The organism is Nostoc sp. JL33 (assembly GCF_017114985.1).
Lineage (GTDB): Bacteria > Cyanobacteriota > Cyanobacteriia > Cyanobacteriales > Nostocaceae > Nostoc.
In genome coordinates this window covers 24,804-31,397 of sequence record NZ_JABXKP010000085.1, presented here as the reverse complement: position 1 = coordinate 31,397, position 6,594 = coordinate 24,804, and the positions used below count along the sequence as shown (strand labels likewise).

Genomic DNA, 6,594 nt, shown 5'->3' with positions numbered 1-6,594 from the left:
CGGCTCAGATCGTTGAAGCAGGAATCACGCGACTTCAAGTCGTGTGAGGTTCAATGTTGTCTTAATACACTTGCTCAAGTATAAGTTTCAGTCTAATAAACGCTCTAATAGTTGGAAAGGAACAATTAGAGAACATCGCCGGAGACTTACAAGAGCTTTTAAAGACAGCCCTACTTTAAAGCCTTATTTTCAATAATTTTTCTTGGAGTGTTATCAAGATGCCAGAAAACAAGCCAGCAATGAAACTGGTTTGTCCCTTGATACTTTTGCTGTTGAGTCTCCCTTTAGTGCGTATGAATGCTTAGATGAAGACTTTTTCTCCGATTAATTAAACCTATTGCGAAAATACTTGAACTGCCAGAAAGTGAAGTTCCTGGCTAATAGCAAAAGTCCGTTTCAACGGACTAAAACTACTGTCATTAGTCGGTTAAAAGCGACTTTAGCTATAAGAAAAGAAAATTTATTTTCGGGCGGGTTTTTGACTTTTGCAATAAGTCTATTGTACATTCACAAATTGGATGTAGCTGTTCACCGATTAATGTCGATATTTCTACTTTCAATAGAACAATTAATGATTTCCAAGACGTTTAGCGCGTTTATGCTCATACATTAGCTTGTCAGCCTCTTCTATCAATTGTTGTAGTGAAACGTTTTCATTTAAGGCGCATTGTGTCACACCAACACTTATAGATAGTTTATATGAGTAATTATGCTCTTGATTAAAGCGATCAATATTAGCTTGCAATCGAGGATAAAATTCATCTGTATTCCTAGACCAGGCAGGAACAAATATTACAAACTCATCTCCTCCTAGACGGGCAACAATATCCGAATCACGGAAGGTTTGCTTTAGTATTTGGGCTGTGTCAACGATCATTTTGTCGCCTATTTCATGCCCTAGAGAGTCATTAATCTGCTTTAAACCATCTAAATCAACAAACAAAAGACAGCAGAACATTTGTGTGCGTTGGACAATTTTGAATTGCTGAGTTGCCAGCCAAAAGAAACCACGCCGATTATATAGTCCTGTCAACTCATCAGTTAGGGATAGCTCCATTACCTCTGCTTCAGCCTTCAGGCGTTCCTGAATTTCATGCTCTAGGCGTTGATTTTGTTCAATAAGTTGTTGCTGTTGCTGTTTGATGAGTAGCTGGTTTTTGATTCGCATTAGCACTTCAAGTTCTTGAAAGGGCTTGGTGATATAGTCTTGTCCACCCAGTTCAAATGCCTGCAATTTATCATTCATTTGGTCAAGGGCACTAATAAAAATAATCGGAATTTGATCTGTTGTTTTTGATGCTTTCAACTGTTGACAAACCTCATAGCCATTCATTTCGGGCATATTGATGTCAAGCAGAATCAGATCGGGCGGATGTCGAAAAGCAGCTTGTAATGCCATTTTCCCGTTGAGGGATTTACGGATGATATAACCTTGCAACTCTAATATTTTGGCTAACAATCGTAGATTGTCGGGGGTATCGTCCACGATTAGAATATTTGTTTCCGAAGCAGATTTAAGTAAATTAGCCATAGTCTTTTTCCTGAGTTTGGGTCAGAGTTGCGATCTGCGCTTCGCAGCAGCGCTTCGCTATCGTCTCCATCTGGAAGTTATCCACCAGAGATTTCAGAGCATTGGCAAAAATTTGCTCCCGGTTGGGGATTTGAGCGATGAGATTATAGAGTTTAGCATCGTTGAGATCCAGGGCTGCTTGATGTACCTGAATAATCCACTCTGGCGACATTATTTGTAAATCTTTGGCGGTTAGTGATTGCGGAAGTAAGGTTTGCTGGTCTAACCCCGGTAAAGCTTCTTCGCTGTAGCAGTAGCGAACTCCCAAATAGTGTGCAATCCGCTCAAATAGGACAGCTTCTAGAAATGGTTTGGTGATGTGGTCGTTGCAGCCTGCTTGAATGCTGGTGGTGTAGTCTTCCTCAAAGGCGTAGGCTGTCAGCGCAATAATCACCACGTCTTTACCTCCCTGGCTCCCTCGAATTTGTCGGGTAGTTTCGTGGCCACCGATCACGGGCATTTGAATGTCCATCAAAATCAGGTGGGGATGCCATTCTGACCAGAGAGCGATCGCCTCCTTTCCGTTCTCGACTGCACGGACCTCAAACCCAACTAATTCTAATAGCCTGACCAGTAACAGACGATTTTCTTTAACGTCTTCCGCCACCAGAATGCGATAAGTGGGCTGTCCCGGTTCCAGACCAATAACAGCGCCAGTCGTTTCCGGCGCGATGACATCCACTGAGCTTACCAAACTCAGTAAAACCTCACAAATGAAGGTTGACTGCTGATTCAGGATACTTCGCGCTGTAATATCACCACCCATTAAACGGGCAAACTGACGGCTAATCGATAAGCCTAAGCCTGTACCTTTAGCCTGGCGACCTGATTCTGTTTGCGTGAAGGCTTTAAACACAGCCTCGATATCCGACTGAGCGATACCACATCCAGTGTCTTCAACTTCCAGATGAAGGGTGATGATTGGTTTGAAATCATCGGTAGAAATTGAATCCAGGGAGTTGACCTTGCCCACTCTCCCGGTCAAAGCTTTTAATCGCAGGGTGACACTACCTGTTGTCGTAAATTTAATCGCATTGCTTAACAGATTCAGCAGAATTTGGCGCAGTTTTGATTCGTCACCATACACATAGCGAGGAACGCTGGTATGCTGTTCTGTGAGCAGATCAATTCCTTTCTCTAAAGCTTGGAGGGCAACCATATCTCTGATGGAGTGGATTAGCTGATGCAAATCGAAAGAGTTTTCTCTTAGCTGTAACTGACCCGCTTCAATTTTGGACATTTCCAACACATCGTTGATCAGAGTTAGCAAGTATTCTCCACTACGGCTGATGATGCTTAAATCCTCTTGAAACTCCGATGGAATTTTGTCGCTGCGGTTCATCAACTGAGTAAATCCCAAAATGGCATTCAGGGGAGTCCGCAGTTCGTGGCTCATTTTAGCGAGGAACTGGCTTTTGGCGCGGTTGGCGATCGCGGCTTGTTCTGCGGCTTCTTCTAGGGCGATCTGGGAAAACTCCAGCACTGCCAACATCAGCGTATTTCGCATCTCAGTAGCGGCTTCCACTTCCGCCACCTCCCAAGGCAAGGAAGTTTCCCGCACGGTTTCCTTCCACATTGCAAAGGACTTCCGAGGAGACAATTGCATCTCTCCAATTTCGTTGATTGTTACCGTATCCTGGGGGTTGCCTGCCCAATTCACCGTCTGGATTTGCTCCGGTCGAAACCAGATAATGTGGTAAGACTTTTCTTTGACATGGTTGAATAAAATTGAAATTGCCAGGATGCCGCTAGCTTGATCTTTGAATGCTTTCGCATCTGGATATAAACGTGAGAGGGAATCGGTAGCAAACACTCGTTCCCCCTTGTGTTGCACCAACCACGTCACCAGATCCTGCACCTGGATAGCCGATGGCGTTTGACCAACTAATGTCAGATGACCGTCAAGCAAAATCGCGGCTCCTTGAGCATGAACTAGATCCAGCAAGTGAGAAGTATTTCGGATCAACACTTGCTCAATAAAATTGGACTCCTGCAATAACGTCTGTTGCAGTTCATCCTGAATCCCTTTCACCTGCGTTCGGTAAACATCCGATTCTCGTTCTTGCTGATGCACCACTTCAATCGAGGCAAACTGTCCTAAAAATTCACAGGCTTTGCGAGTTTCATAATCCACTAGTTTCGGGCTGTAGTGGTGACAGGCAATTAATCCCCAAAGTCCTTTGTCGTTGATTAACGAAATCGTCATCGACCCAGTAACCCCCATATTCTTTAGGTATTGAATGTGACACGGAAACACTCCTCGTAACACAGAATTACTCAGATCAAGGGGTGTATCCGTCGGAGGATGGTTGGTGGGAATCAGGCAGACAGGGGTGTAATTGATATCGGGAATGAATCGCATCCAGTTGCGGCAAAACAACTTGCGGGCTGGCGCGGCAATGTCTATGGCCAAATAGTGCAGTCCCAAAAAGCTTTCTAGATGCCTCTGTTTCTCCTCCGCAATCACCACACCACTGTCGTCTGCCCGAAAGCGGTAGATCATAACCCGATCAAACCCAGTCATTTCTTTTACCTCTCTGGCAAGGGTTTGAGCCAGATTCGTCAGGTTAGTGGCATTACGGAAATTGGCGATCACGGCTTGCAGGCGGTGATATGATTGGATTGAATCGATGCTTTTGAGCGATCGCACAGGTTCTAGTTCCATGATCAACCCATCTACTATCCGGTACATCACACCTGTGAATGCCTGATTTTTCTGTTGCCCATCAGTCTCGGCAACCCGCCGCGTTTTTAGCTCAAACGGATTGCAAAACTCCAGATTATCTTCAGCCAGATAGCCAGCAAGTCGCTGCACTTGAGCGCGGGAAAACAACCGTTGTAAGGGTTGACCAAGCAATGCTTCTGCGGAAATCCCAAAAAACTGTTCCACATTTTCACTAATCTGCAAGATTGTGAGGTGTGGCTCTTGCAGCATCAGCAACATTCCATGTGGCTGAATATAACCGGGAGCATACACTGATTCATCACTGCACACTTCTAAAGCCGTCAGTACAGAGGTGAGTGAGGAGAACGAGATCGGATTTGGTGATTGCATAGTTAAGATAGGCGGTTTTGGAAATCAAAAAGTTGTGAATCTAAAAATCGAAAAGTTTTTTTTAAAAGAGCGCTGACTAGGTTGGGCGTAGCTGCGGCTAAAAATTGTAAATAAAAATACATCTTTGCTTAACTATAGCGGTTCTCAATTGCATGGAATACACACCACTCGTAGGGGCACAGCAATGCTGTGCTCCTACCATGTGTTGCATCCAAACGAAAACTGCTATATCTATGTGAAATACCCATTTACAGCAGTCTTTGGTAATAATAAATACAACCTATACTCTACAAGGGTTGTAGCCAAAAAATGCGACATCATTTTGGGAAATGCCGACATTGAATTTATGAATGTACAAGTGCGTATAAATATTTATATGAAGAATTTTTACCCGATTAATTCAAGTTGCTATTTTTTATTAATGCGTAACTCTTTAACTGAACCCTATTGTTTCATATTCAGGACTTCTACCAATTTGTAATTCTTAATTACGAATTACGTTAGCGTAGCGGTAGCGAGTCCGCGTACTCCTGCGGAGGACAAGCTACGCTTTTAGCGTCTGTCTGCGACACGCTATTCGCGTTCGTAGAGAGCGTCATTACGAATTACGAATTAGCACAAGTCCTATTGTTCAAGAATTTGCAAGTTGTCGGAAGCGTTCTTGAACTTCTTGAATCGAAAACAAAGTTTCAAACTTCAACCCAGCTGACTGGTACAACTCCCCTCCCCCCTGCTGTCGGTCTACCAGTGATATTACTTGATTTACGGTATAACCTGCTTCTTGAAGACGCTCAACTGCTTTCAGAGCAGATTGCCCAGTTGTAACCACATCTTCCAAAACCACTACTTTTGCACCTTCTGGTAAACTGGGGCCTTCTATATAAGCTCTCGTCCCATAACCCTTGGCTTCCTTGCGGATAATCAGCGCTGGTATCGGTCGGTTTTCATAAACAGAAACTAGACTCACTGCTGTCACAATTGGGTCAGCCCCCAATGTTAAACCACCCACAGCCTCTGTATCTACAGGTAGCAAAGGAAATAGCAAGCGTCCAACTGCCAAAGCACCTTGAGGATGGAGTGTTACCTGTGTCTTGTTCACGTAATAAGAACTACGCAACCCAGAAGAGAGGAGAAAATCACCTTCTTGATAAGCAAGTTGGCAAAATAAATCTAGTAGCTTGTGGCGCAAAGTGGTCAAATCAGCAGTGGTTGCCCAAATATCTGAGTGGGTAAGAGTTTCAGTAGGATACGTCATTACAAAACATTAAAAGTTGTGCTACACCAAAGGTTGAACTCATGAGAGTTCTGAACTTAAGCATAAATTAAGATTGCCCAAAAATTGAGGAGTCACAAACGTGCGTATAAAATTAAAAACCCTTGGTGGTTTATTAGTGCTGCTTGCTGCTGGTATTGTTCCCTCTGTTGCATCTGCCCAAACGGCAACACCCAATTATCAAACTACGAATGATCTATTTGAACAAGCTTTTTTTAGTCACGATCGCAATTTCTACGAAAATGCCAGCCTCAAGCGTCAGCTAGACTCATTTCTAGGATCTGGTTCCGGTTTCGGTGGTTCCTTCCCAGAAAATGAAATTGCCCACGATGCTGAGTTGGTTAACACTTTATATCATGATGTCCTGACTCAGCAAGTTGGCAACGATCCTTATATTCGCACTCCTGATTTACCAAATCCTTATGACACATCGCTGATGATGTCTCCCCGTTCAAATAGCAACAAACTCAAAGTCGGAACTGAATTCAGGTTTGAAACTTTGCCAGATCGGTAAGATTGGGAGTTAGGAGTGGGGAGTGGGGAGTTAGGAGTTAGGAGTTAGGAGTTATAAAAATTTTCCCCTATCCCTGTGCCCCTTTGTGCTGAGTACTCAGGACTGATTAATTTAAGGTGTCGGAGTTGAACAAGTATGTCAATGCTCAACATAATGTAGTATTACTCATGTCCCAATGAGCA

General features: G+C 43.7%; 4 protein-coding genes and 1 pseudogene. 2 read left to right on the top strand and 3 right to left on the bottom strand.

Annotation, left to right across the window (positions count from 1 at the left end; all coding sequences use genetic code 11):
- Nucleotides 1–40: 40 nt before the first annotated feature.
- A pseudogene (locus HWQ23_RS25375) lies at nt 41–328 on the top strand (DUF29 domain-containing protein); the annotation flags it as partial.
- A 240-nt stretch (nt 329–568) separates the two neighbouring features.
- On the opposite strand, the gene HWQ23_RS25370 reads toward HWQ23_RS25375, so the two are convergent.
- The 3 genes from HWQ23_RS25370 to pyrE form a co-directional block, all read right to left on the bottom strand.
- Nucleotides 569–1,531: a GGDEF domain-containing response regulator gene (locus HWQ23_RS25370; RefSeq protein ID WP_292834506.1), complete on the bottom strand. Its 963-nt coding sequence runs from the start codon at nt 1,529–1,531 to the stop codon at nt 569–571.
- Nucleotides 1,524–4,625, bottom strand: a complete 3,102-nt coding sequence (locus HWQ23_RS25365; protein WP_292834504.1) for an ATP-binding protein — start codon at nt 4,623–4,625, stop codon at nt 1,524–1,526. The genes HWQ23_RS25370 and HWQ23_RS25365 overlap by 8 nt, the downstream gene beginning before the upstream one ends.
- A 631-nt stretch (nt 4,626–5,256) precedes the next feature.
- The gene (pyrE, locus tag HWQ23_RS25360; RefSeq protein WP_292834502.1) at nt 5,257–5,880 is read right to left on the bottom strand and encodes an orotate phosphoribosyltransferase; all 624 of its coding nucleotides are present in this window, start codon (nt 5,878–5,880) and stop codon (nt 5,257–5,259) included.
- 100 nt (nt 5,881–5,980) lie between these two features.
- On the opposite strand from pyrE, the gene HWQ23_RS25355 reads away from it, so the two are divergent.
- Nucleotides 5,981–6,412: a hypothetical protein gene (locus HWQ23_RS25355; protein WP_292834500.1), complete on the top strand. Its 432-nt coding sequence runs from the start codon at nt 5,981–5,983 to the stop codon at nt 6,410–6,412.
- Nucleotides 6,413–6,594 lie beyond the last annotated feature (182 nt).

Bases quoted from the DNA above. Each gene is read 5' to 3' on its own strand.
- HWQ23_RS25370 (WP_292834506.1), bottom strand. From the start codon at position 1,531: ATGGCTAATTTACTTAAATCTGCTTCGGAAACAAATATTCTAATCGTG.
- HWQ23_RS25365 (WP_292834504.1), bottom strand. From the start codon at position 4,625: ATGCAATCACCAAATCCGATCTCGTTCTCCTCACTCACCTCTGTACTG.
- pyrE (WP_292834502.1), bottom strand. From the start codon at position 5,880: ATGACGTATCCTACTGAAACTCTTACCCACTCAGATATTTGGGCAACC.